25 protein-coding genes are annotated in these 23,894 nt (G+C 63.1%); 15 read left to right on the top strand and 10 right to left on the bottom strand.

Going from position 1 to position 23,894, the window contains the following annotated elements; genetic code table 11:
- Window positions 1-9 precede the first annotated feature (9 nt).
- The 8 genes from HG250_RS04160 (at window position 10) to HG250_RS04125 (ending at window position 7,104) form a co-directional block, all read left to right on the top strand.
- Complete coding sequence (locus HG250_RS04160) at window positions 10-771, top strand: heme ABC transporter permease (RefSeq protein ID WP_170002936.1); 762 nt, start codon at window positions 10-12, stop codon at window positions 769-771.
- Window positions 771-941 carry a hypothetical protein gene (locus tag HG250_RS04155; RefSeq protein WP_170002934.1) on the top strand — a complete coding sequence of 57 codons (171 nt, stop codon included), beginning with the start codon at window positions 771-773 and terminating at the stop codon, window positions 939-941. The genes HG250_RS04160 and HG250_RS04155 overlap by 1 nt, the downstream gene beginning before the upstream one ends.
- Window positions 938-1,420, top strand: coding sequence for a cytochrome c maturation protein CcmE (gene ccmE, locus HG250_RS04150; protein ID WP_170002932.1), 483 nt, complete (start codon window positions 938-940; stop codon window positions 1,418-1,420). The genes HG250_RS04155 and ccmE overlap by 4 nt, the downstream gene beginning before the upstream one ends.
- Window positions 1,417-3,369 carry a heme lyase CcmF/NrfE family subunit gene (locus HG250_RS04145; protein WP_170002930.1) on the top strand — a complete coding sequence of 651 codons (1,953 nt, stop codon included), beginning with the start codon at window positions 1,417-1,419 and terminating at the stop codon, window positions 3,367-3,369. The genes ccmE and HG250_RS04145 overlap by 4 nt, the downstream gene beginning before the upstream one ends.
- Entirely contained in the window at window positions 3,366-3,911 is a 546-nt protein-coding gene (locus HG250_RS04140; RefSeq protein ID WP_170002928.1) for a DsbE family thiol:disulfide interchange protein, read from the top strand. The genes HG250_RS04145 and HG250_RS04140 overlap by 4 nt, the downstream gene beginning before the upstream one ends.
- A complete protein-coding gene (locus HG250_RS04135; RefSeq protein WP_170002926.1) occupies window positions 3,908-4,327 on the top strand; it encodes a cytochrome c-type biogenesis protein in 420 nt (139 codons plus the stop codon). The genes HG250_RS04140 and HG250_RS04135 overlap by 4 nt, the downstream gene beginning before the upstream one ends.
- 2 nt (window positions 4,328-4,329) lie before the next feature.
- A complete protein-coding gene (locus HG250_RS04130; protein ID WP_170002924.1) occupies window positions 4,330-5,052 on the top strand; it encodes a tetratricopeptide repeat protein in 723 nt (240 codons plus the stop codon).
- Window positions 5,053-5,163: 111 nt separating this feature from the next.
- A complete protein-coding gene (locus HG250_RS04125; protein ID WP_170002922.1) occupies window positions 5,164-7,104 on the top strand; it encodes a potassium transporter Kup in 1,941 nt (646 codons plus the stop codon).
- A 2-nt stretch (window positions 7,105-7,106) separates the two neighbouring features.
- Here HG250_RS04125 and HG250_RS04120 read toward each other — a convergent pair whose 3' ends face one another.
- From HG250_RS04120 to HG250_RS04100, 5 genes are all read right to left on the bottom strand, one after another.
- Entirely contained in the window at window positions 7,107-7,760 is a 654-nt protein-coding gene (locus HG250_RS04120; RefSeq protein WP_170002920.1) for an inner membrane-spanning protein YciB, read from the bottom strand.
- The gene (ftsY, locus tag HG250_RS04115; RefSeq protein ID WP_170002918.1) at window positions 7,760-8,683 is read right to left on the bottom strand and encodes a signal recognition particle-docking protein FtsY; all 924 of its coding nucleotides are present in this window, start codon (window positions 8,681-8,683) and stop codon (window positions 7,760-7,762) included. Before ftsY ends, HG250_RS04120 begins: the two co-directional genes overlap by 1 nt.
- Window positions 8,680-9,867 (bottom strand): MiaB/RimO family radical SAM methylthiotransferase, encoded by a 1,188-nt coding sequence (locus HG250_RS04110; RefSeq protein WP_170002916.1) that lies wholly within the window; start codon window positions 9,865-9,867, stop codon window positions 8,680-8,682. Before HG250_RS04110 ends, ftsY begins: the two co-directional genes overlap by 4 nt.
- The gene (dapF, locus tag HG250_RS04105; protein ID WP_170002914.1) at window positions 9,864-10,679 is read right to left on the bottom strand and encodes a diaminopimelate epimerase; all 816 of its coding nucleotides are present in this window, start codon (window positions 10,677-10,679) and stop codon (window positions 9,864-9,866) included. The genes HG250_RS04110 and dapF overlap by 4 nt, the downstream gene beginning before the upstream one ends.
- A gap of 133 nt (window positions 10,680-10,812) precedes the next feature.
- The gene (locus HG250_RS04100; protein WP_170002912.1) at window positions 10,813-12,510 is read right to left on the bottom strand and encodes a putative bifunctional diguanylate cyclase/phosphodiesterase; all 1,698 of its coding nucleotides are present in this window, start codon (window positions 12,508-12,510) and stop codon (window positions 10,813-10,815) included.
- A 200-nt stretch (window positions 12,511-12,710) separates the two neighbouring features.
- Here HG250_RS04100 and HG250_RS04095 point away from each other — a divergent pair, with 200 nt between their 5' ends.
- Window positions 12,711-13,106 carry an EVE domain-containing protein gene (locus HG250_RS04095; RefSeq protein ID WP_170002911.1) on the top strand — a complete coding sequence of 132 codons (396 nt, stop codon included), beginning with the start codon at window positions 12,711-12,713 and terminating at the stop codon, window positions 13,104-13,106.
- Window positions 13,107-13,179: 73 nt separating this feature from the next.
- Window positions 13,180-13,350 carry a CsbD family protein gene (locus HG250_RS04090; protein WP_170002909.1) on the top strand — a complete coding sequence of 57 codons (171 nt, stop codon included), beginning with the start codon at window positions 13,180-13,182 and terminating at the stop codon, window positions 13,348-13,350.
- Window positions 13,351-13,443: 93 nt separating this feature from the next.
- On the opposite strand, the gene HG250_RS04085 is transcribed toward HG250_RS04090, so the two are convergent.
- The gene (locus HG250_RS04085) at window positions 13,444-15,168 is read right to left on the bottom strand and encodes a thiamine pyrophosphate-binding protein (protein WP_170002907.1); all 1,725 of its coding nucleotides are present in this window, start codon (window positions 15,166-15,168) and stop codon (window positions 13,444-13,446) included.
- A gap of 177 nt (window positions 15,169-15,345) precedes the next feature.
- Here HG250_RS04085 and HG250_RS04080 point away from each other — a divergent pair, with 177 nt between their 5' ends.
- Window positions 15,346-15,549, top strand: coding sequence for a hypothetical protein (locus tag HG250_RS04080; protein ID WP_170002906.1), 204 nt, complete (start codon window positions 15,346-15,348; stop codon window positions 15,547-15,549).
- Between the two features lie 23 nt (window positions 15,550-15,572).
- On the opposite strand, the gene HG250_RS04075 is transcribed toward HG250_RS04080, so the two are convergent.
- Complete coding sequence (locus HG250_RS04075) at window positions 15,573-16,892, bottom strand: MFS transporter (protein ID WP_170002904.1); 1,320 nt, start codon at window positions 16,890-16,892, stop codon at window positions 15,573-15,575.
- A 129-nt stretch (window positions 16,893-17,021) separates the two neighbouring features.
- Between HG250_RS04075 and pgsA the strand changes: the two genes are divergently transcribed.
- Window positions 17,022-17,588 carry a CDP-diacylglycerol--glycerol-3-phosphate 3-phosphatidyltransferase gene (gene pgsA, locus HG250_RS04070; protein ID WP_170002902.1) on the top strand — a complete coding sequence of 189 codons (567 nt, stop codon included), beginning with the start codon at window positions 17,022-17,024 and terminating at the stop codon, window positions 17,586-17,588.
- 38 nt (window positions 17,589-17,626) lie between these two features.
- Here the strand turns inward: pgsA and HG250_RS04065 are convergent, their stop codons facing one another.
- The 3 genes from HG250_RS04065 to rnd all read right to left on the bottom strand — a co-directional run bounded on the left by HG250_RS04065 (window position 17,627) and on the right by rnd (window position 20,167).
- Complete coding sequence (locus tag HG250_RS04065) at window positions 17,627-17,962, bottom strand: PilZ domain-containing protein (protein WP_170002900.1); 336 nt, start codon at window positions 17,960-17,962, stop codon at window positions 17,627-17,629.
- A gap of 61 nt (window positions 17,963-18,023) precedes the next feature.
- Window positions 18,024-18,920 carry a LysR substrate-binding domain-containing protein gene (locus HG250_RS04060; protein ID WP_170002898.1) on the bottom strand — a complete coding sequence of 299 codons (897 nt, stop codon included), beginning with the start codon at window positions 18,918-18,920 and terminating at the stop codon, window positions 18,024-18,026.
- Complete coding sequence (gene rnd, locus HG250_RS04055; protein ID WP_170003043.1) at window positions 18,917-20,167, bottom strand: ribonuclease D; 1,251 nt, start codon at window positions 20,165-20,167, stop codon at window positions 18,917-18,919. Before rnd ends, HG250_RS04060 begins: the two co-directional genes overlap by 4 nt.
- Window positions 20,168-20,352: 185 nt before the next feature.
- Here rnd and aspS point away from each other — a divergent pair, with 185 nt between their 5' ends.
- From aspS to fabF, 3 genes are all read left to right on the top strand, one after another.
- The gene (gene aspS / locus HG250_RS04050) at window positions 20,353-22,170 is read left to right on the top strand and encodes an aspartate--tRNA ligase (RefSeq protein ID WP_170003041.1); all 1,818 of its coding nucleotides are present in this window, start codon (window positions 20,353-20,355) and stop codon (window positions 22,168-22,170) included.
- A gap of 97 nt (window positions 22,171-22,267) precedes the next feature.
- Entirely contained in the window at window positions 22,268-22,504 is a 237-nt protein-coding gene (locus HG250_RS04045; RefSeq protein ID WP_170002896.1) for an acyl carrier protein, read from the top strand.
- A 126-nt stretch (window positions 22,505-22,630) separates the two neighbouring features.
- Window positions 22,631-23,893: a beta-ketoacyl-ACP synthase II gene (gene fabF / locus HG250_RS04040; protein WP_170002894.1), complete on the top strand. Its 1,263-nt coding sequence runs from the start codon at window positions 22,631-22,633 to the stop codon at window positions 23,891-23,893.
- Window position 23,894: the final 1 nt, after the last annotated feature.

Here is a 23,894-nt window from a genome sequence, read left to right as displayed (position 1 = left end):
GAAATCGATATGCATGGCTTCGCCAATCCCAAGCGCTTCCTGTCGCTCGCACGCTGGCTGACACCGCTGTTCCTGCTCGGCGGTTTGCTGCTGGCTGCGGTCGCGCTCGCCTGGGGGTTCTTCGTCGTTCCGCCCGACCGGTTGATGGGTGAAACGGTTCGCATCATGTTCATCCATGTGCCCGCCGCATGGCTCGGCATGGGCGGCTGGACGGCTCTTGCCATCGCCAGTCTGATCTATCTCGTCTGGCGTCATCCGCTGGCCGACATCGCTGCCCGCGCCGTTGCCGTTCCGGGCCTGGTCTTTACCGTTATCTGCCTCGTCACCGGGTCAATCTGGGGCCGGCCCACCTGGGGTACGTGGTGGGTCTGGGACGGGCGGCTGACCAGCATGCTGGTTCTGGCCTTCCTTTACATGGGCTACATCGCGCTTGGGCAGGCGGTGGCGCGTGAGGGGGCGTCGGCCCGCATCACGGCCATCTTCGGACTGGTCGGTGCGGTCAACATCCCGATCATCAACCGTTCGGTCGTATGGTGGAATTCGCTGCACCAACCGCCGAGCATTACCATGGGCAATTCCGCGATCGACGCCGAATTCCTCGTTCCGCTGCTGCTCGCGATGCTGGGGTTCTCGCTGTTGATGGGCGGGGTCGTCCTGGCCCGCATGCGGACAATCCTGGCCGAGATCCAGGCGGAAGCGCGCCTTCGCCGGAAAGCTGCCACTCCGGGCGGCAGTCAGTCGCCCCGCCCTCCGCTGCAGGGCACCGCCTGATGCGCGAGGGGCTGGACCAGTGGGGCTTCGTGCTGGCGGCTTACGCGATCGGCATATTGGCCACGCTGTTGCTGGTGGCGCAGAGCTGGCTGGCGATGCGGCGGGCAGAGGCGAGGCGGGCAGAGGTAAAGCGGGCCGAGGTAAAACCGGCGGCGGCATCGCGGAAATGAACGCTTTCAAATCCAAGCATCAACGCCTCATCCTCATCGTGGTGTCGCTCACCGCGCTGATGATGGCGGGTCTGATCGCCGCCTACGCGTTGCGCAATCAGGCGAGCTATTTCTACGTGCCGAGCCAGTTCGTATCCGAACCACCCGAGATCGGCCGCGCCGTTCGCCTCGGCGGCATGGTGCGCGAGGGGTCGCTCGAACGGCTGCCCGACGGAGTGTCGGTCGGATTCATCGTGAGCGACGGCGATGCACAGGTTCCGGTGCGCTTCACCGGCATCGTGCCCGATCTGTTCGTGGAAGGGTCGGGCGTGGTGGCTGAAGGACGCCTTGGCCCGCAGGGCACCTTCCTCGCCGATAATCTCCTCGCCAAGCATGACGAAAATTACGTTCCGCGCGAGCTGGAGGAAATGACGGCCCGGCAGAAGCGGGAAGTCGTCGCGGAAACCGAAGCGGCAGCGGGGCGGGCGGTAACGCGATGATAGCCGAACTCGGTCTTGCCGCCCTGTGGCTGGCGGCTGCGCTTGCCTTGCTTCAGCTGGCGGCAGGCGTTCTGGCGCTGCGAGCGGGCTCCAGCGGAACCGGCGCGACCCTGGCGGCACTGGTCCGCCCCGTGGCGATCCTGCAGGGGTTGCTGGTATCCTTCGCTTTCCTGATGCTGATGTGGCTGTTCGCCCGCACCGACCTGTCGGTCGCGCTGGTCGCCGCCAATTCGCATTCCGACAAGCCCGTGATCTTCAAGCTGGCGGGTACGTGGGGCAATCACGAAGGATCCATGCTGCTGTGGATCTCGGTGATGGCGCTGGCAGGCGGTCTGATCGGATGGGCGGAACGCCGCCTGCCGGAATCGACCCTGCTTGCGACACTGGCGGCGCAGGCCTTTGTCGGCCTCGGCTTCTATGCCTTCCTGTTGTTCAGTTCCAACCCCTTCGCCCGGCTCGCGCAGCCGGTTGCCGAGGGAATGGGGCTGAATCCATTGTTGCAGGACATCGGCCTCGCGCTGCACCCGCCCACTCTGTATTTCGGCTACGTAGGCTTGTCGGTCGCCTTCAGCTTCGCCGTGGGGGCGCTGGTGACGCGGCAGGTCGGGCCGGATTTCGCCCGCGCCATGCGTCCCTGGGTGCTCGGTGCCTGGATATTCCTGACGCTGGGCATCACCGCCGGCAGTTACTGGGCCTATTACGAACTGGGCTGGGGCGGCTGGTGGTTCTGGGATCCGGTGGAGAACGCCTCGCTGATGCCGTGGCTGGCGGCGACGGCGCTGCTGCATTCGGTCAGCGTGCTGGCTTCGCGCGATGCCTTGCGAGCCTGGACGATCATGCTCTGCGTCGTGGCCTTCTCGATGAGCATGCTCGGCACCTTCCTGGTGCGCTCGGGCATTCTCACCAGCGTTCATGCCTTTGCCGTCGATCCTGAGCGCGGCACCTTCATTCTCGCGTTGCTGGCCCTGAATGTCGGCGGTGCATTGCTGCTTTTCATCCTGCGCGCGCAAACTGTGACGGAGGGCGAACGTTTCGCCGTCACCAGCCGCGAAGGTGCGCTGGTGGTGAACAACGTGCTGCTCAGCGCGATTCTCGGGATCGTGCTGCTGGGCACGCTCTACCCCATCCTGACCGATGCGCTGGGGTTTCGCGTGTCCGTGGGGCCGCCCTATTTCAACCCGGTCGGCGCCATTTTCGTGATGCCGATGCTGGCCGTCATGGCCGTGGGCCCCCTGCTGCGCTGGCGGCGGGACAGTCTGGAGCGGATCCAGAAACCACTGGTCTTCCTCGCCGTGCTGGTGCTTTCCGCGGTTATCCTGTCGCTGATGGTTGGCTATTCGGGCATTCTTCCCCTGCTCGGCATGGGGCTTGCCGCCGGACTTGTCATCGGCAGTTTCCTGCCGCTGCGCGGGCGCAATCTGCTGCGCGTGCCGCTGAATGTCTGGGGCATGGTCGTCAGCCATTTCGGCATCGCGGTGGCGCTGTTCGGGATGTCGAGCGAAGCGGCGTGGTCGGTGGAAAAGCTGGCCGCGCTGGATACCGGAAGCCAGACGCAGGTCGGCCCCTGGTCTGTCGTATTAACCGATGTGCGCCCCCGTGCCGGGCCGAACTGGACAGCGATCGAGGGAACGATGCTGGCCCGCTATGAAGATACCGCTCCGGTGGAGGCGGCGCCGCAATCGCGCACCTTCTGGTCGCCCGTTCAGCAGACGACCGAGAGCGCGCTGGTCACGCGCTGGAACGGTCAGCTTTATGCCGTCATCGGCAGTCAGGGCGACGATGATCGCTGGCAGGTGCGGCTGTGGTGGAAACCGTTCGTCACCTTCATCTGGTATGGCGGTATCCTGATCGGATTGGGCGGGTTGCTCGCGCTGATCGGGCGCTTGATCGGCGATCTGAAGCGCCGCCATGCCACGCGCCGCATCGCCGACCGCGCGGCAGCGGCATGACGCGCCCCGTCGTCATCCTCGTCATCGCGGCACTGCTGGGGCTCGCCGGCTTCGTCGCTCTGGCAGCCATCAAGATGCAGCAGCCGCAGGACGATTTCATACGCAGCGCGATGATCGGCCAGTCGCTGCCTGCCTTCGCGCTACCCGTAACCGGAGAGGGCACTGGCGAACAGCTGAACGCAGCGGAATTCCGCGACGGCAAACCGCGGCTGCTGAACGTCTGGGCAAGCTGGTGCGTACCCTGTATCGCGGAAGCGCCGCAACTGGCCGAATTGCAGCGGCAGGGCGCGGATATCGTGGGAGTCGCCATTAACGACACACAAGGGAACATCGCGCAGTTCCTTGCCGATTACGGCAACCCCTATTCCGTTGTGGCGAGTGATGAACTGTCCCAACTGCAGCTGAAGATCGGATCTTCGGGAGTACCGGAAACCTTCGTCATCGACGGGGAGGGCGTCATTCGCTATCAGCATCTGGGCGATATCATGGAGCGTGACGTTCCGGTGCTGATGGCCGAGCTGCGAAAGGCCGGGTGGCAATGACCCGCATTTCTGGCCTGAGCGTTCTGTTGTCGCTGCTGCTTCTGCCATGCGCCGTCACGCCCGCCGCGGCCGCAGTGCCGCCGCCCCCTTTTGCCTATCGCCAGATCGAAGATCCCGCGCGCGAGGCCGCCGCGCAGGAATTGATGGAAACGCTGCGCTGCCTGACCTGCCAGAGCCAGTCCATCGCCGACAGCGACGCCCCCATGGCCGGCAGCATGCGGCACGAGGTTCGCACGAGGATTGCGGCGGGTGAGGACCCGGAAGCGATCCGCAACTGGCTGATCCGGCGATATGGTGACTATGTCAGCTATTCCCCGCCGGTCGGGGCCGCCACCTGGCCGCTGTATGCCGGGCCGCTCGTCCTGCTGCTGCTCGCCGGAATGCTGCTCAGACACAGATTGGGGAAAAGGTCTTGAGCATGCTGCCGATAGTTTCGCTTGCTATCCTGACCTTTCTGCTCGCAGCCTTCCTGCTGAAACTGCCGCGGCGGCTCTGGACCCTTCTTGCAGCCGGTCTGACCTTCGGGCTGACCGGCTATGCCTGGCAAGGGTCGCCGGGACAGGCGGGCGCACCGGCGGCAAGCGCTGCCGATTCGACGGAATCGGGAGAAGCGCTGGTGGATGCGCGCCGCAGCATGTTTCCCGGTGAATTGCCGCCGCCCCGCTGGATTACGGTGGCGGATGCCTTCACCCGCAAGGGGCGGTATGAAGATGCGGCCAACATGCTGCGAAATGCCGTGGCGGAGAACCCCCACGATCTCGAGGCATGGCTCGCCCTCGGCAATGTTCTGGTCGAACATGCCGATGGGGCGCTGACGCCGGCGGCGGCCTATGCCTACGACCGCGCCGAAACGCTGGGCCCCGATCATCCCGGCGCGCCGTTTTTCGTCGGGATCGCGCTGCTGCGATCGGGTGAGCCGCAACAGGCCCGCGACGCCTGGGCAGAGCTTCTGGCCCGTACGCCGCGCAATGCACCGTGGCGCGTTCAATTGGAGGATCGCGTCGCCATCCTTGATGGACTGCTCGCCATGGACGACGGACGGGCGGCAGCGCCCGATGTGCCCGCCAGCGGCCCGCCCGTGCCTACCGGCCCCGCCCTGCCGCCCGCCATGCCGCCGGCCCTGCTACCGGCAACGCCCTGACCCGACCTGCTGTTGCAGGGTGTAACCTATGCTGATAACGGGCATTCCCTTGCCGCGCTTCGCATCTGATGGCGCGCCCGGCATCAAGCGTGGCATGGAAAGCCGTTCGTCATGACTGAAGCTGCGGTTCCACCGGAACATTCACCCGAAAGTGACTTTCCTGCCCATCGGCATGGCAAGCGCCTTTCTCCGAAGACCGCATTGGCAGTCGGGTCGATCGGCATCGTGTTCGGCGATATCGGGACCAGCCCGATCTATGCCTTTCGCGAGACTTTCGTCGGCCCGCATCCGCTGACGCTTGACACCTTGCATGTGCTCGGGGTGCTGAGCCTGATCTTCTGGGCGATGACGCTGATCGTGTCGATCCAGTATGTCACCATATTGATGCAGGCGGATAACAAGGGGCAGGGCGGCAGCCTGGCGCTGGTCGCGCTGATCTCGCGGTCATTGTCGAAGTCGCGCTATGCTTGGATTACCGTGCTGCTGGGCGTGTTCGCCACGTCGCTGTTCTATGGCGACAGCATGATAACGCCTGCCATTTCGGTGCTTTCGGCAGTGGAGGGCCTGACGGTGGTGCAGGCAGGGCTGGAGCCGCTGGTCCTGCCGATCGCGCTTGTTCTCCTCATCTCGCTATTCATGATCCAGAAGCGCGGTACCGCCAAGGTGGGGGCGCTGTTCGCCCCGGTCATGATCGTCTATTTCACCGTTATCGCCGTGCTGGGCACCATCCAGATCGTGCAGAATCCCGGGGTGCTGGTGGCGCTGAACCCCTGGTATGCGGTGCAGTTCTTCCTTACCGACAAGATGCTCGGCTTCCTGGCCCTGGGATCGGTGGTGCTGGCCGTCACCGGTTCCGAAGCACTATATTCCGACATGGGACATTTCGGCCGCGGACCGCTGCGCCTGTCATGGTTCGGATTCGTCATGCCCTGCCTGCTGCTGAACTATTTTGGGCAGGCGGCAATGATCATCAGCCTGGATTCGGCCGCAGCGGCAGAAGCGATCGAGAACCCGTTCTTCATCCTGGCGCCGGAGTTCCTGCGTTTCCCGCTGGTTATTCTTGCCACGGCAGCGACCTTCATCGCCAGCCAGGCGGTCATTTCGGGCGCGTTTTCCATCACTCACCAAGCGATGCAATTGGGCTTCATCCCGCGCCTATCGATCCTGCACACCAGCGAAACCGAAGCCGGGCAAATATATATCCCCTTCGTCAATTGGGCGCTGCTGGTCGCGGTGCTGCTGCTGGTGGTGACCTTCGGCAATTCCTCCAGCCTCGCGTCCGCCTATGGTATTGCCGTGACCGGCGCGATGCTGATCGATACCTGCCTGATGGCGGTGCTGCTGATCGCGGTATGGAAGTGGCGCTGGCTGGCGGCTGTTCCGGTCATCGTCCTGTTCTTTATCGTGGATGGCGCGTTCTTCGCCGCCAATGTACCCAAGATTCCCGACGGCGGCTGGTTCCCGCTGCTGGTCGGCGCGATCATCTTCACCCTGCTGACGACCTGGGCCAAGGGCCGCACCCTGATGCGCGAGCGCATGGCGGAGGTGGCCCTGCCGATCGAGATTTTTGCGAAATCGGCCCGGAACAGCGCGGCGCGCGTGCCCGGAACCGCCGTGTTCATGGCCTCGAATTTCGGCGGCGTGCCATCGGCGCTGCTGCACAATATCAAGCATAACAAGGTGCTGCACGAACGGGTCGTAGTGCTGACCGTGCTGATCGCCGACGAACCCTACATCGATCAGGACAGGCGTTACGAGGTCAAGGATATGGGGGACGGGTTCTACCGGATGGTGCTGCACTACGGCTTCATGGATGAGACCGATGTGCCGCTGGCGCTGAAGGATGCCGATCTCTGCGGCGGCAGTTTCGACATGATGCAGACCAGTTTCTTCCTGTCCCGCCAGACCCTGCTGTCCTCGCAGAATCCTGCCATGCCGGTCTGGCGAGAGCGGATTTTCGCGTGGATGCTGCGCAATGCGGCAACCGCGATGGAATTCTTCCGCCTGCCCACCAACCGGGTGGTCGAACTGGGCAGCCAGGTCGAAATCTGACGCTATTCGCCGGTGGGCGGCTGGTCGGAGATCACCTCGTCCGTGCGTTCGGGGTCGAGGCCGTGGCGCATCAGCATCGGTATCTGACTGAAGGTGAACAGAAAGCTGACCGGCAGGAAAACCCAGATCTTGGCCGCCAGCCAGTCACCGAAGGACAGATAGAAGCGGAGGCCCTCGTTCAGCGCGGCGAGAGCAAGGAAGAAGATGCCCCAATTGCGCGACAGCTTCATCCAGCCAGCATCGTCCAGCCCCTCGAAGGCAGCTTCCAGCAGGATCTTCAACAGTGGGCGACCCATCCGGTAACCGACCAGAAGGGCGATACCGAAGATCGTGTAGAGCAGGGTCGGCTTGATCTGGACGAAATCGGGATTGCCGAAGAACACGGTCAATCCGCCGAAGCCGATGATGAGCGCGGTCGAGAACCACAGCATCGGCGAAACCTTGCCAAGGTGCCATTTGGATATGGCGAGAGCCACGAGCGAAGCGGCCATGAAAGCGAGCGTGCCGCGGATCACCGCCGCGATCTCTCCGACAGGCTCCGGATTGTCCGGCGAGAAGTAGCGATAGGTGAAAAAGAAGACGATCAGCGGCCCGTAATCGACGGCAACATTGAGCCAGCCTAATTTCTTCGGCTTGTCCTGCGGGATATCGTTCATCAGGCTACTCCGGCGATCACGCGGGCCACGAGGTCGGGGTCGAAGGGGCGCAGATCGTCGATCTGCTCGCCGACGCCGATGGCGTGGATGGGGAGGCCGTATTGCTGTGCCGCCGCCACCAGCACGCCGCCGCGCGCCGTGCCATCCAGCTTCGTCATCACGATGCCGGTCACACCGGCGACATCGCGGAAAGTCTCGATCTGCTGCAAGGCATTCTGCCCGTTGGTCGCGTCCAGCACCAGCACGACATCGTGAGGCGCCTCGGGATTGATCCGGCCGAGAACGCGGCGAATCTTGGAAAGTTCGTCCATCAACTCGCGCTTGTTCTGCAACCTGCCCGCCGTATCCACGATCAGGGCGTCCGTGCCGCGATCCGTCGCCGCTTTCACTGCGTCGAAAACGATGCTCGCCGGGTCGCCGCCCTCAGGCCCGCGGATCAGCGGCACGCCGACCCTGTCCGCCCAGGTCTGCAACTGGCCGATGGCAGCAGCGCGGAACGTGTCGCCGGCTGCCAGCATGACGGCATAATCGTCTTCCTGAAACCAGTGGGCGAGCTTCGCAATGGTGGTCGTCTTGCCGCTGCCGTTCACCCCGATCACCAGCAGCACCTGCGGGCGGGGGAAAGCGGTGATGTCCAGCGGCTTTGCCACCGGGCGCAATATTTCCGCGATTTCCTCGGCCACGGCCTCTTTCAGTTCCCGCTCGGTCATGCCGTGGCCGAATCGTTTTTCAGCCAGACTTGCCCGGATGCGCGCCGCGGCCGCAGGCCCGAGATCGGAGATGATGAGGGCATCCTCGACATCGTCCAGCGTCGCATCGTCGAGCTTCGCGGTGCCGACGACACCGCTCAGATTGGACGACAGCCGTTCCGACGTCTTGCGGAACCCGCCGAAAACGCGGGCGGACCAGCTGGTCTCGCTCATATCAAAAGACCTTCCTGAACCGATCGGGGTTCGATGGTGACGAGGGTGCCTGCCGATGTGCCCGCAGGCAGGCGCATCCTTGCGAAATGGGGCGTGTAGCCGGTGCCGTCCCTTTCGGCGAGAACCGAATGGGTGCGTCCGGTCAGGCCCTGAAGCCAGGCGGACCGCCGGGCGGATACGGCGGCCCGCAGACCGGCGGCACGATTTTTCACGATGGCGCGGCTCAATTGCGGCATCCGCGCAGCGGGCGTCCCCTCACGCGCCGAATAGGGAAAGACATGGCCGTGAACGATATCGAGCTCGTGGATGACCGAAAGGTTCGCCTCGTGCATCGCCTCGGTCTCGGTCGGAAAACCGGCGATGAGATCGGCGCCGATGGCGATGTCCGGCCGGGCGGCCTTCAGCCGCGTGACCAGCTCGGCGGCATCGGCGCGGCAATGACGGCGTTTCATGCGCTTCAGGATCAGATCGTGCCCATGCTGCAGCGATAGATGCAGATGCGGCATCAGCCGTTCCTCGCTTGCGAACAGGTCGAACAGCAGCGGGTCGATCTCGATCCCGTCGAGCGACGACATGCGAAGGCGGGGCAATTCAGGAAACTCGCGCAGGATGGCCGCAACCAACTGCCCCAAAGCGGGGCTATTCGGCAGATCGTGCCCCCAGGATGTGACATCGACGCCGGTCAGGACCAGTTCCGATGCGCCGCGTTCCAGATGGCGACCGGCCTCGCGCAGCACCTCTGCAATGGTGAGAGAACGGCTGGCACCGCGCCCCTGCGGAATGATGCAGAAGGTGCAGGCATGATCGCAGCCATTCTGCACCGTGACGAAGGCGCGGGTCCGGGCGGGCGGCTTAGGCGGCTCATGCGTCTGCGCCGGTGAGGGCACGTTCCACGCCCGCGCGTCCAGCTTGACGCCGTTGGGAACGATCCCGTCAACCTCCGGCATGGCGGCGATGGCGTCGCGTTCCACCTCGGCCGCGCAGCCCGTTACCAGCAGGCGCGCATCGGGGCGGGCGCGGCGGGCGCGGCGGATCGCCTGACGGGTCTGGCGAACGGCTTCCGCTGTCACCGCGCAACTGTTGACGACGATCATGTCATCCTGGCCGCCCAACATTTCGCGCAATTTCTCGCTTTCGGAAATATTCAGCCGGCAGCCGAGCGTCCTGATATCCGGGCCGCTCACAGATAATCCTGCAATGCAAATTCGCCGCGGAAGCTTTCCTGCGCCGGACCTGACATGGTGATCTGCCCGTCTCCTGCCCACTCGATCCGCAATGCTCCGCCGGGCAGATTGACGGTCACGTCATGATCCACCAGCCGACGGCGCATGGCTGCGACGGCCGTGGCACAGGCGCCGGTTCCGCAGGCGCGCGTCAGCCCGGCACCGCGTTCCCACACGCGCAGGGCGATCGTCGCGCGGTCTGTCACCGTCGCGACATTGACGTTGATGCGTTCGGGGAAGAGCGGATCGTTCTCGATTTCGGGCCCGAGATCCTCGAGCCGGATTTCCTCCTGCCGATCGACGAAGAAGACGGCATGAGGATTGCCGACATTCACGGCAGCCGGCTTCTCCAGATTACCCCACGCGACCGGCATCGCCAATGTATCCATCGCATAAGCGAGCGGCACCGCATCCCACGCAAATCGCGGAGCGCCTATGTCCACCGCAATTCCGCCGTCCGATGGCCGAACCGAGATGATCCCGCCGTCCGTCTCTATCCTGGCGGGCGTGCCATGAAGAAGCGCCACCGCGCGGCTCGCATTGCCGCAGGCGCCGACTTCGCCGCCATCGGCATTGAAGATCCGCATGCGGAAGTCCGCTGCTGCCGAACCGCTGGTTTCGAGGCGCACCAGCTGATCGCATCCGATGCCGGTGCGCCGGTCCGCCAGCGCGGCGATGGCTTCGGCAGGGAGTGTCGGCAGATCCCGCTCCCGGCTGTCGAGGATAACGAAATCATTGCCGAGGCCGTGCATCTTGACGAAGGGAATGCGCATGGTCTGCGCATCTAGGTGCCGATGCTTCGCACGTCCAGAGGCTCAGGCAGAGGCTCAGGCAGAGGCTCAGGCAGAGGCTCAGGCAGGGGCTCAGGCAAAAGCGGGGGCAGAGAAGCAGGCGGAGTGCGCGCGATCAGCCGGTCTGGCCGACGGATTTCGCCATGTCTTCCGGCACAAGGATCGGCAGGTCGGCACCCGCGCCGCTATGCTTCAGCAGCTTCAGCGACCGCAGGCGCCGCCGGACGTCGCTGCCGCTTTCCGGCATTCCATAATGAAAGCCCTGTCCCTTGAGCTGTCCGAATTGCTTCAGCGTTTCGAGGATCTGGACATTTTCGATTCCTTCTGCCGTGACTGGCAAATTCAGGCATTCGCCCAGCGAGATGATCGCCTTTATCAGCTCGGGGTTAGCCGTATCGCTCTGCAGTTCCTGGATGAAACTGCGATCGATCTTGAGCCGGTCGAAAGGAAGGCTGCGCAGTTGCGACAGGCTGGAATAGCCAGTCCCGAAATCATCGAGGCTGATGCGCACACCCTGATTTCTGAGGCTGGTGATCATCACGCGCACATTGCCCAGATTCTGATGCAGGCAGCTCTCGGTGATTTCAAGATCGAGCCTGTGCGGCGGGAAATTGTGCAGGATCAGCTTCTTCAGCAATTTCTGCGAAAACCAGGGGTCGCGCATCTGGACCGGCGAAATGTTGACGGACAGTGTAAGCCGCGGATCCCATTGCATGGCCTCCAGCAAGGCGGCATCGATCAATTGATCGGACAATTGCGTGATGACGCCGATTTCTTCCGCGATGGGTATGAAGATTTCGGGGCTGACATCGCCCAGCGTGGGTGAATGCCAGCGGGCGAGCATTTCAAAACCGACCAGTTCGTTGGTTTCGAGATTGATCTGCTGCTCGTAAAAAGGTTCGAACTCGCCGTTGAGCAGCCCCTTGCGGATACCCGATTCGATCTCGTTGCGAACCTGCAGTTCCAGTTCCATCGGCATCTCGAACCAGAAATGACGGTTCTTGCCCTTCTTCTTGGCCTGATACATGGCGATATCGGCCTTGTGCAGCAAAGCCTGGGCGACGGTTTTCTCTGCTGCGCATTTCGCTGCATCTGCCGGTTGCTGCGCCGCAGTAGCGGGTGCGACCATTTGCGTCGATGCGATGCCGATCGACACCGTTACTAGCACGCTGATGCCGGGATCGGCGATGGGCGCCGGTACAGTGTCGATCAGCTTCTCGCAGAAACGATCGACATAATTCGGCCTGCCCGCGTCATAGGGCACGACGCAGGCAAATTCGTCCCCGCCCAGGCGCGCCAGCAATGCGCCGGCGGGCAACAAGCTGCCGATCCGCTCTGCCATCCGCACCAGGATCCGGTCGCCGGCGGCATGGCCGTTCAGATCGTTGACCTGCTTGAAATTGTCGAGATCGATCATCAGGAAGGCGACTGCCTGCCCTTTCGCCCTGCTGCTTTCGACAAGCTGGTCGGTCGCGGGCGATATGCTGCGGCGGTTGAGGCAGCCGGTCAGCGGGTCCGTCTCGGCCAGCTGCCGCGCCACTTCTTCCGCCTGACGGCGCTCGGCGATCTCCTGCGTCAATTCGCGATACCGCCGCCAGCCGAAGATGATGAGCGCGATGTTCAGAAGCAATGCATTGACCAGCATCGCATCGGGTGCAGCGCCCATGCCCCGCAGATAGCGGATGATCATGGGGAGGACCGATCCGCCGGTTCCGACAAACATCAGGATCGCACCTGTCGCGATGCCCAGCGTGATGAAATCGCGCTCCGCCGTTCCTACCCGTGATGCTACCTGTCTGATCCTGTTGCCCATCCGCCCGTCCGTCGCCTTGCAGCGCACCCAGTTGCCGCTTATCTCTGCCCGGCATGGACGATTGCACTGAAGATCAGGTTAATCCGGAGCCTCTCCTTCAGCTGTTGCTTACCATTTCGATCCGGTGGCCGGGTTTCTACCTGAAATGACCAGCCGAACGCTGCGCAGATTGGAGAATATAATTGCCGAGATACTGGTTGATGAAATCCGAACCCGATGCCTATTCATGGGATGATCTCGAAGCGGCGGGGGAGGGCGTCTGGGACGGCGTTCGCAACCATGCGGCGAAAAACAACCTGGCCGCGATGGAGGTGGGCGACCAGGCGTTCTTCTACCATTCCAATATTGCCCGCGAAATCGTCGGCATCATGGAAGTGAGCGAAGCCGGTCTGCGCGATCCTACCGACAAGGACGGCAAATGGGCGGCGGTCAGGATCATCCCGCGCACCAGGCTGCCCGCTGCCGTAACCCTGAAATCGATCAAGGCCGCGGATGACGAACTGGGCGAGATGCAACTGGTGAAGCAATCCCGCCTGTCGGTTTCCGAAGTGACCAAAGCCGAATGGTCGAAAATCCTGTCGATGGCCGGCATCTGAGCGGAACCGCCCGCTGTGACAAGGCGTTCATTCTGCACGGGGCGAATGTTTCGCCTGGTAAAGGAGCAACGACATGGGTGAACTCGGAGACAAGGCAAAGGGCATCGCGAATGAGGCTGCCGGCAAGGTCAAGCAGCAGTCGGGCGATCCGGAAACGCGGGCCGAAGGCCATGCGCAGGAACGCAAGGGCGAAGCGCAGAACCTGAAGGGCGAAGCGAAGGGTGCCATGGGCAACAAGGTCTGAAGGCAACCGACGAACACCTTATCCGGTGGTGATGCAAAGGGCGCTTTTCGGCGCCCCTATTACTTTCCGATCGTCGGCGCACCGATCAGGTGTTCATCCCGCTTTACTGTTCCCGCGAAGTCCGCTGATGGTCGCACCGCTGGCAGCGAGCTGTTCGACATCGATCAGGCAATGGATCACCCGAAGCCCCGAGCGCCCTTGCGCGGCGACGAGGCCGTTGCGGAATTCATCATTGGTCTCGCAGCGGGTCGACCAGGCTCCGAACGATGCTGCCAGTGCGGCAAAATCGGGGTTTACGAGGCGGGTCGCCGAAATACGCCCGGGGAACTCCCGCTCCTGATGCATGCGGATGGTGCCGTAAGCGCCATTGTCGACGATGATCACGATCATGTCGAGCTGGTGCTGCATCGCCGTGGCCAGCTCCTGCCCGTTCATCAGGAAATCCCCGTCGCCCGCAACCGCGACGACCTGCCTGTCGGGGAAACGCGCGGCCGCAGCCACTGCTGCCGGTACGCCATAGCCCATCGCCCCCGCAGTGGGTGCCAGTTGGGTCGGAAAGCCTTCGTACCGCCAGTAACGATGCCACCAGCCTGAGAAATTTCCTGCGCCGTTGCAGATGATCGTATCGGCAGGCAGCGTATCGCGCATGAAGGTGACGCATGTCGCAAGGTCGAGCCAGTAGGCGCTCTGCGGAGGAGGGGAGGCCCATTCCGCCCATTCGCGGTGCGCGTCCGCGCCCGCGTCGAAATCGGTGATGTCATCATCCCACAAGGCCACCGTTTCGGCAAATTCCGCCATATCCGCGCAGATCGCCAGATCGGTTCGGTAGACCCGGTCGAGTTCCTCGGGATCGGGGTGAACGTGGATCAGCACCTGACCGGGATGATCGGGTGACGGAAGCGTGTATCCATCGGTGGTTGCTTCGCCCAGACGCGCACCGACCGCCAGGATCAGATCCGCATCCCGCACGCGTTCGACCAGAGCCGGATTGGGTCCATAGCCGAGATTGCCGGCATAAACCCTGCTGGACGGCGCGATGGCGTCCTGACGCCGGAAGGCGGTCGCCACCGGCAAGCCGATACGCTCTGCAAACAGAGTGAAATATTCGCGCGCCTTGGCGTTCCATCCTGCACCCCCGACGATGGCCACGGGCGCGGCCGCATCGGCAATCAGGGCCATCATCGCCTGCATGGCAGAGGGGCAGGGCGGCTGGGCAGGTCGCAGGATTTCTGGGCGGGGTGCAATCCCCTCGACCTGCAGGGACAACATGTCTTCCGGCAGGGCGAGCACGACGGGGCCGGGACGGCCGCTGATCGCGGTGGCATAGGCGCGGGCGACATATTCGGGGATCCGCCGCGCATCGTCGATCCGGGCCGACCATTTCGCCAGCGGAGCGAACAGGGCGGTCATGTCGACCTCCTGAAATCCTTCGCGATCGCGCATCGCGCTGTCCACATCGCCCACGAACAGGATCATCGGCTGCGAATCCTGCATCGCCACATGAACGCCGATGCTGGCATTCGTCGCCCCGGGTCCGCGCGTGACGAAGCAGACGCCAGGCCGGCCCGTCATGGTCCCATCGGCACAGGCCATGAACGCCGCGCCGCCTTCCTGCCGGCAGGTCACCACATCGATATCGCTCTGTCCGTAAAGCGCATCGAGAACCGGCAGGAAGCTTTCCCCCGGTACCGTGAATATGCGGTCGAGGCCCTGCCGGACGAGGCACTGGACGAGCAGTGCGGCAGCCGATGAAGACGCACCTGCGGATTGGTCGATTTCGGCACCTGGCGCGGCGGATGATGCTTGGTCATGAATCATGCGCGAAGCCTACCCGCAAGCTTGCGAACCAGCAATGCGCCAAACGCCCGGTCCGGTGAACCCGATTGCGCGCAAGCAGGACCTATCGGCACGCCGCCAATCCGCCGCACGTTCCAATTTGCAACAACGCCGTTTGTTCGGGAGCGAAATGGTTAGCAGGAGGTTAACGTCGGCATCATGAGACGCTCCCTTGTTCTGACCGACGAATCGGCCCGCCACCCCTTCCGGGCAAGCCTGCCCCCACATATCCGCAGCGCCGGGTCACCCGCTCCTGCAAAACCGGCCCGAAAACGCTCATGGATGCTCACGCGAGACGATCTCGGCGGCTTTCTCTCCGCCTATTTCGGATGTTTCGTGGCAGTCAGCATCTTCATCGGCTGAAGCGGACTATGCGTGATCGGCGCTCAGGGTGCGATCGCGTGTCCTGCGTTCCGTTCCGCCCCGTAGAGCCGTGCCCCCAGCCATGCCGATACGAGGCACATGGCGGCGCTCAGCAGCAATTGTTCCACGATGGGGATGCCGATCATGTTCAGCAGCATGACGATGACGGACCCCCCGACCATTGCCCCGGAATTGACGATATTGTTGGCGGCGATCGTCCGTGCGGCCTGCGTCTTGGGCACAAAGGTGGTGAGAAACGCATAGAGCGGCACCACGAACATGCCGCCCGCCACTGCGATGCCCAGCAGTGACAGCATCAGGGGCATGGCAAGCGGCTGGATCAGAAATCCCGAAATGCCGTGAAGCGTGCCGGTGGCGGGAAGGTTCCACCGGCTCGACACGATGTGGAACGCAACGACGAAGAGACCCATCGTCAGCACCGATACGGGGGCGAAGCGCGCCGAAACGGTGCCTTTCAACATGGCATTGATCGCAACCGAGCCGACCGCCACGCCGACCGAGAAAATGGCGAGGAACAGGCTGGCCACTTCGCGCGTGCCGCCGATGACATTGTTCACCAGCACGGGAAAATGGATGAACAGCACGGTTCCGATGGTCCAGAAGAAGCTGATCGCGATGATCGCCAGCCACACGCGCCGGTCCGCACGCACCTGCCGGATGATGGCGGCGGATGATCGCAGAACATGAAAATCAAGCGGTTCGGCTTCCTGCATCGCGGGTGCAGGCGGAATTTGCCGGCCGGAAATGTAGCCTATGACGGCCACCAGCAGCACCAGCAGCGCCGCCGTTTGCACCGTGATGAAGCCTGCCAGGATGGTTCCGAACAGAATGGCGATATAGGTCCCGGCTTCGACCAGGCCCGTTCCGGCCAGCACCTCGTTGTCGCGCAGATGCTGCGGCAGGATCGCATATTTGATCGGCCCGAAGAATGTCGATTGCAGGCCCGTCAGGAACAGGGCCAGCAGCATCAGCGGAATGGCCACGTCTTCTATGGCAATCCCCGCCCATGCCAGCAGCAGCCCGGCCGCACCCACCATCATCAGTCCGATCTCGCACAGTTTCACGATTCGGATGATCCGCGCCTTATCGCGCATGTCCGCCAATTGGCCGGCCAGCGCGGAAAACAGGAAGAAGGGCAGGATGAACAGCAGGCTGGCCACGGAACTGAAGATGCCATCCGCTTCTTCCGATCCGTAGACGGCGTAGACCACGAACAGGACCATGGCGGTCTTGTAGAGATTGTCGTTGAAGGCGCCGAGCAATTGCGTGATGAACAACGGCAGGAAACGCCTGCGGCCCAGGATACGCATAATCGTCGTCATGATGTCCTGACCCGAACCCCCGTTTGCATGCTGCCGTAAGGATATGCTCGGCTCGAACAAGGATTTTCGCGTCGGTTGCACGCTTAGCCGCTTTTGCAGAAAGGCGGCTTGCGCTAGGGAAGCCCGGCGATGATGACCCTTCCCAACATTCTGACGCTGTCGCGGATCGTGACCATACCGCTGCTGGCAGCCCTGTTGTGGTGGCCGCAATGGCAGCTTGGTTATGCGCTGGCTTTCGCTCTTTACTGCTTGATGGGCGTCACCGACTATTTCGACGGCTATCTCGCCCGGTCGAGCGACAAGGTGTCGCGCCTGGGCCAGTTTCTCGACCCCATTGCCGACAAGCTGATGATCGCCGCGGTAATCCTGGTGCTGACCGCACAGGGATATCTGCGCGGACCCTATGTCGGCGATCTGCATGTGGTTGCAGGGCTCGTCATCCTGATGCGCGAGATCGCGGTTTCGGGTTTGCGTGAATTCCTCGCCGGATTGCAGGTCAGCGTGCCGGTCACCCGGCTCGCCAAGTGGAAAACGACGCTGCAGCTGGTGGCGCTCGGCGGCCTGATCCTGAGCGGCGCCTTGCCGGAATGGGGCTGGATCCATCTCGTCAGCCTGATCGCGTTGTGGAGCGCGGCGATCCTGACGGTGATCACCGGCTGGGATTATCTGCGGGTCGGGCTGAAGCACATGGACTGACTGTTCGCAGCTGGCGATAAAACGCCGGGCGCAAATAATCAGTTCGGAATGGGATTACCAAACCTGTCGCGCGGGTCGTGTGGGTCGCAGTCCTCTTCGGGCGCGCGAAAGCCGAAATGCTCGACGACTTTGTGGTGCAGCGGCGTCTCGAACTTGACTCCTGCATTGCGGCCGATGCGCCAGACGATCTGGCCCGGTATGCTCGCCAGGTCGCGCAGCCGCACTTCCACCTTGCTGCCTTCGGAGACATCTTCCCTGCGCATTTCAATCATGCAGCCGCCGGGCGACAGATTATACAGCATCACGGCGTTGCGCTCGCCGGCAATGTCGCATTCGACCTCCTGATCGACGATGAAGCGATTGTCGGAACGCATGGAAACCCTCCCCGGCTTGCAGAGAAGATACCTATGCCGAAAATGATCAATAATTAATGAATCAGCCGGCACGGACCTCTTCCGCCAGCAGCCGGAATTCCTCGGACCGAGGCGAATTGCGGCGCCAGGCAAGAACGATCTCGCGCGTCGCGGCCTTGGCCTTCAAAGGGCGGGCGACGACCTGCGTGTCGCGCAGGATACCGGCCTCCAGCGCCATTTCGGGCAGCATGGTCACGCCAAGCCCGTTATCGACCATCTGGACCAGCGTATGCAGGCTGGTCCCGATCATGGCCGCATTGGCGCGCAGGCCGGGGCGGTTGCAGGCGGCAAGCGCATGTTCCTTCAGGCAGTGGCCATCTTCCAGCAGCAGCAGGCGGCCATCGTCGATCATCGCCGCCGGGATCTCGTCGGGCGGATCGCGCGGCTCCCCTTCGGGCATGGCAACGAACAGACGATCGTCGGCAATATGGGCGGTGTCCACCTCGCCGGTTGGGAACGGCAGGGCCAGCAGCACGCAATCGGCGCGGCCCTGATGCAGCGAAGCGATCGCATCCTGGCTCGGTTCCTCGCGCAGGAACAGCTTGAGGTCGGGACGTTCCCGCCTTAGCCGGGGCAACATGCGCGGCAGCAGGAAGGGCGCGATGGTGGGGATCACGCTCATCCGCAATTCGCCCGACAGCGGCTTGCCAGCCGCGAGGACCAGTTCCGACAATTCCTCTGCCTCGCGCAGCAGGCGGTGCGCTTTTTCCACCACCTGGTTGCCCAGAGGCGTGAAACGGATGACGCGGCGGCTGCGTTCGACAAGCGTCACGCCCAGCAGCGATTCCAGCTCGCGGATGCCTGCCGACAGGGTCGATTGCGATACGAAGCTCGCCTCCGCGGCGCGGCCGAAATGCCCATGTTCGTGCAGCGCCACCAGATATTGCAGCTGCTTGATCGTAGGCAGATAGGTGCTCACTCCTCCTCGTCTCCGATCGCATGGTCGCTGATGACCGGGGGCGGGGCATCGCCGGCAGGCGCCGAATTCCGTTCCGTACCGTCGCGTTCGAAATGCGTCATCTCGAGGCGGCCCTGCTTGACGGTGAAACCGACGCGGCCCTCGACCAGTTCCAGCGCATCCTTGCCGAACACGTCATAGCGCCAACCTTCCAGCACGGGCAGATCGCGGATCCCGGCGGCGAGCGATTCCATCTCATCGCTGCGGGTCAGCAGGCGCGGCGCGACATCGATCTCGCGGCTGCGGATTTTTAACAGCAGCTTCAGCAGGTCAGCGACCAGGGCGCCTTCCTTGCCCAGGGGCGCACCGCGCCGGTTCCGGTCGGGCATTTCCGACTTCGGCAGCGGTTCGGCACTGGCGATCACCTCCATCATGCGCTTGCCGATATCATTGTCCTTCCAGGCAGCGGATAATCCGCGCACCTTGGCAAGGTCCGCCTGCGCGCGCGGCGGGTGAGCGGCGATGTCGGCAAGGGTCTCGTCCCGCATGATCCGGCCGCGCGGTATGTTCTTGTGCCGCGCTTCGTTCTCCCGCCACGCGGCGAGGGATTTCAACCGTCCCAGCACGTCGGCCTTCCGGCTCTGCGCGCGGATGCGCTTCCATGCCTCGCCGGGATCCTGCGCGTAATTGGCCGGGTCGGCCAGTTTCTCCATCTCCGCATCCAGCCACACGCCGCGCCCGGTGCCGATCAGCTTCCTGAGCATCCTGGGAAATAGCCGCGACAGATGCGTCACGTCGCCGATGGCATATTCGATCTGCCGTTCGGTCAGCGGACGGCGGCTCCAGTCGGTAAATCGCGCGCCCTTGTCGACCGTGATGCCCAGCCAGCTTTCCACCAGATTGGCATAGCCGATCTGTTCCGACTGGCTGATCGCCATCATCGCGATCTGCGTGTCGAAGATCGGATGCGGCGTCTTGCCGGTCAGGTTGTAGATAATCTCGACATCCTGGCCGCCCGCGTGAAAGACTTTCAGCACGTCCTCATTGTCGCACAGCAGGTCGAGCAGCGGCGACAGGTCTATGCCCTTGGCCATCGGGTCGATCGCGGCGGCTTCCTTGTCATCCGCGATCTGCACCAGGCAGAGCTCCGGATAATAAGTATTCTCGCGCATGAATTCGGTATCCACCGTGACAAAATCCGCCTCGGCCAGTCGGTCGCACAAGGCGGTCAGTTCATCGGTCGTGGTAATGAGATCGTGTATTTTCATCATTCTTTTCTACATGCAGGCGGCTCGCCGCCCCGCGGGCCCGAAGCCCCTGCCAGAAGCTCCGCGTCCTTGACAAAGAGCGGTGCTTCCCCTGTTAGCGCCCCACCAGGGACAGACCGGTTCCGCATGTGCGGCGCCGGTCGAGACGCCTTAGACCCATAGCCTCCCTAATGGAAAGACTCTCCATGCACGCCTATCGCACCCACACCTGCGCCGCGCTGACGAAGGACAACGTCGGCGATACCGTCCGCCTGTCCGGCTGGGTCCACCGGAAGCGCGACCATGGCGGCGTGCTGTTCGTCGATCTGCGCGATCATTACGGCATGACCCAGATCGTCGCGGACGAGGACAGCCCGGCGCTCGGCCTGCTGGAATCGCTGCGCGTGGAAAGCGTGGTCACCATCGATGGCGAAGTGAAGGCCCGTGACGAGGCGACCGTGAACGCCAGTCTGCCGACCGGTGAGATCGAGGTATTCGCCCGGTCCGTCACGGTGCAGAGCCGCGCCGACGAACTGCCCCTGCCGGTCGCGGGCGAGCAGGAATATCCCGAAGACATTCGCCTGAAATACCGCTTTGTCGATCTGCGCCGCGAGAGCATGCACCGCAACATCATCCTGCGCAGCGATGTCATCACCTCGCTGCGCCGCCGCATGGTGGAGCAGGGTTTCCGCGAATATCAGACGCCGATCCTGGCGGCGTCCAGCCCCGAGGGCGCGCGCGACTATCTGGTGCCCAGCCGCCTGCATCCCGGCACATTCTATGCGCTGCCGCAGGCGCCGCAGATGTTCAAGCAATTGCTGATGGTGGCGGGCTTCGACCGCTACTTCCAGATTGCCCCCTGCTTCCGCGACGAAGATCTTCGTTCCGATCGCAGCCCCGAATTCTACCAGCTCGATTTCGAGATGAGCTTCGTCACGCAGGAAGACGTATTCAACACCATCGAACCCGTGCTGGCCGGCGTGTTCGAGGAGTTTTCCGGCGGCAAGTCGGTCACGCCCGCAGGTGAATTCCCGCGCATCCCCTATGCCGAGGCGATGCTGAAATACGGTTCGGACAAGCCGGACCTGCGAAATCCGCTCCTCATCAGCGACGTGACCTCGCATTTCGAGAAATCCGGCTTCGGCCTGTTCGAAAAGATCGTCGGCAGCGGCGGGTGCGTGCGCGTCATCCCCGCGCCGGACACGGCCGACAAGAGCCGCAAGTTCTTCGACGACATGAACAATTGGGCACGCGGCGACGGCTTTGCCGGGCTGGGCTATGTCACCCGCAAGGGGGGCGAATTTGGCGGTCCCATCGCCAAGAACCACGGGCCTGACCTGATGGCCGATCTGTATGACGAACTGGGCCTCGGACCCGATGACGGGCTGTTCTTCGCTGCGGGCAAGGAAGCCGAAGCTGCGAAGCTGGCCGGTGCCGCGCGGACCAGGGTGGGCGAGGAACTCGGCCTGATCGAGCAGGGCTGCTTCAAATTCTGCTGGATCGTCGATTTCCCGATGTTCGAATATGACGAGGCGCTCGGCAAGGTGGACTTCAGCCACAACCCGTTCTCGATGCCTCAGGGCGAGATGGAGGCGCTGGAACAGCAGAACCCGCTCGACATCCTCGCATGGCAATATGATATCGTCTGCAACGGCTACGAACTGTCCAGCGGCGCCATCCGTAATCACCGCCCCGACATCATGTACAAGGCGTTCGAGATCGCCGGCTATTCGAAGGACGTCGTCGACGCGCAGTTTTCCGGCATGATCGAGGCGTTCAAGCTGGGCGCGCCGCCGCATGGCGGTTCGGCCCCCGGTATCGACCGCATCGTCATGCTGCTGGCCGATGAACCGAACATACGCGAGGTCATCGCCTTCCCGCTGAACCAGCGCGCGCAGGATCTGATGATGGGCGCGCCCTCCGCCGTCAGCAGGCAGCAGCTGAAGGACGTGCATATCAGGCTGCTGGAACAGCCGCGTGCGTCCGAGGCGGAGAAGGTGCGGACCGACAACATCGGCGAATAGGCCCATGCCCGCTGCGGCGCATGGGCACTTGCCAGCCAGCGCGCCGTTCATTAGGGCGAAAGACAAATGAACAACCCGCAATTTCGAGAGGGAAAACATGAGCGATACTGCTGAACGCGTACAGAAGATCGTCGTCGAGCATCTGGGCGTCGAATCCGAAAAGGTAACTCAGGAAGCCAGCTTCATCGACGACCTGGGTGCCGACAGCCTCGACATCGTCGAACTGGTCATGGCATTCGAAGAAGAATTCGGCGTCGAGATTCCCGACGATGCGGCTGAAAAAATCACGACCGTCGGCGATGCGACGAAATATATCGAAGAACACAAGGGCTGATTACAGCCGTCAAGCTGCCTGGCAGATGATTTCGGGCGCGCCCCGCCGAACTGCTCGGCGGCAAGCGGGCCATGACAGGCTCGACCCGGTAAGGGCCGGGCCTGTTGCATTTTAACGGAGAGTCGCATGCGCCGTGTCGTCGTAACCGGTCTCGGTCTCGTAACCCCGCTCGGGGCCGATGTCGAAACAGCCTGGTCCAACATCCTAGCCGGGAAGAGCGGGGCAGGGCCGATCACGCGTTTCGACGCATCGGACCAGAAATGCCGCATCGCCTGCGAGGTGAAACCCGCTGACCACGAATATGGTTTCGATGCGAACAAGCGCGTCGATCACAAGGTGCAGCGCCAGGTCGATCCGTTCATCGTCTATGGCATCGATGCCGCCGGTCAGGCGATCGAGGACGCCGGGCTGGAGGACATGGACGAGGCGGCGCGCCTGCGCGCCGGTTGCTCCATCGGTTCGGGCATCGGCGGACTTCCCGGGATCGAGAAGGAATCGCTGATCCTGGCCGAGAAGGGGCCGGGGCGGGTCTCGCCGCATTTCGTGCATGGCCGCCTCATCAATCTGATTTCGGGGCAGGTCTCGATCAAATATGGCCTGATGGGGCCAAATCATGCCGTGGTGACGGCCTGTTCGACAGGCGCGCATTCCATTGGCGATGCGGCCCGGATGATCCGCGATGACGATGCCGATATCATGCTGGCAGGCGGGGCGGAGGCGACGATCTGCCCGATCGGCATCGCCGGTTTTGCCCAGGCGCGCGCGCTCAGCACCGCCTTCAACGATCAGCCCGAAAAAGCCAGCCGTCCTTATGACGTTGCGCGCGACGGCTTCGTCATGGGTGAAGGCGCCGGTGTCGTCGTGCTCGAGGAATATGAACACGCAAAGGCACGCGGGGCGAAAATCTATGCCGAAGTGATCGGCTATGGTCTTTCGGGCGATGCCTATCACGTCACCGCACCGCATCCCGAAGGTTCGGGCGCGTTCCGTTCGATGCAGATGGCCCTGCGCAAGGCCGGGGTCGGGCCGGCAGACATCGACTATATCAACGCACATGGGACATCGACGCCGCTTGGCGACGAGCTTGAACTGGGCGCTGTCCGCCGCCTGTTCGGAGACGAGATCGCCCGCGTGTCGATGAGCTCGACGAAATCCGCCATCGGGCATCTGCTCGGCGGCGCAGGGGCAGTCGAATCGATCTTCTGCATTCTCGCCATGCGCGACCAGATTGCGCCGCCGACGCTCAATCTCGACAATCCCAGTGAAGGCTGCGTCGGTGTGGATCTCGTGCCCCACACCGCCCGGAAGCGTGAAATTCGCGCCGTGCTGAACAACAGCTTCGGATTCGGCGGAACCAATGCAAGTCTCGTGATGAAGCGGCCCGACTAAA

It is taken from the genome of Pseudopontixanthobacter vadosimaris, assembly GCF_012979275.1.
GTDB classification, from domain to species: Bacteria; Pseudomonadota; Alphaproteobacteria; order Sphingomonadales; family Sphingomonadaceae; genus Pseudopontixanthobacter; species Pseudopontixanthobacter vadosimaris.
This window is presented reverse-complemented; position numbering and strand designations above follow the sequence as displayed.